We start from the raw sequence: 327 nt of genomic DNA, 5'->3' as shown, positions 1-327 counted from the left end.
AGGACGCCGGCCGTGTGCACGACGGCGGTCAGCGGGTGTGCGTCGGGGACCGCGGCGAGGAGCGCGGCGGTGGCGTCGCGGTCGGCGGTGTCGCAGGCCGCGACGGTCACCTCGGCGCCCATTTCGCGCAGTTCGGCGGCGAGTTCGGCGGCGCCCGGCGCGTCCGGGCCGCGCCGGCCGGCCAGCAGCAGGTGCCGCATCCCGGAGGCGGCGAGGCGGCGGGCGAGGTGCCCGCCGAGCGCGCCGGTGCCGCCGGTGATGAGGACGGTGCCCTCGGGGTTCCAGCGCGGCGGCATCGTCAGCACGATCTTGCCGATGTGCTTGGCC

Annotated in this window: 1 protein-coding gene; it reads right to left on the bottom strand. The window is 78.3% G+C overall.

Translation table 11 applies throughout. The features are described 5' to 3' along the window. On the bottom strand, positions 1-327 hold a 327-nt coding region (locus ADK41_RS10755; RefSeq protein ID WP_159043961.1), incomplete at both ends, for an SDR family NAD(P)-dependent oxidoreductase.

This window comes from Streptomyces caelestis (assembly GCF_001279005.1).
GTDB classification, from domain to species: domain Bacteria; phylum Actinomycetota; class Actinomycetes; order Streptomycetales; family Streptomycetaceae; genus Streptomyces; species Streptomyces heliomycini.
The sequence above is the reverse complement of the archived record's forward strand: the minus strand, read 5'-3'. Positions and strand labels throughout refer to the sequence as shown.